This window comes from Peribacillus sp. NPDC056705 (genome assembly GCF_043656335.1).
In genome coordinates this window covers 1-317 of sequence record NZ_JBHTYI010000132.1, presented here as the reverse complement: position 1 = coordinate 317, position 317 = coordinate 1, and the positions used below count along the sequence as shown (strand labels likewise).

Below are 317 nucleotides of genomic sequence, written 5' to 3'. Positions count from 1 at the left end.
CTCCATTGTGTACTGCTGCATCTGGATTCCATACTTCCTTCGCTCCAAGCGCGTACGCAACACCTTCGTGAACTAGCACTTCTTCAGAAAAATAGAAGCGTTTTTCCATCACCTCTTGTACAATAAATCTAATATGAACCAGGGATGGGCATTCATGACTTGGGATCATCATCATGTATCTGTTCGGAGGTATGACATGGAAGCGCAAGATTATCGTATTGATTATGCTGTCAAAGAGGATTTGCCTGCAATTGTAGACATCTATAACTCAACGGTCTCCAGCAGAAAAGTAACAGCCGACCTGGAGCCTGTAACCG

General features: G+C 44.2%; 1 protein-coding gene and 1 pseudogene. Both read left to right on the top strand.

Annotation, left to right across the window (positions count from 1 at the left end; all coding sequences use genetic code 11):
• The first annotated feature begins 7 nt into the window (after positions 1-7).
• A complete protein-coding gene (locus tag ACFRAK_RS28170) occupies positions 8-76 on the top strand; it encodes a DUF2569 family protein (protein WP_394573064.1) in 69 nt (22 codons plus the stop codon).
• Positions 77-196: 120 nt separating this feature from the next.
• Positions 197-317: pseudogene (locus ACFRAK_RS28165) on the top strand (GNAT family N-acetyltransferase); the annotation flags it as partial.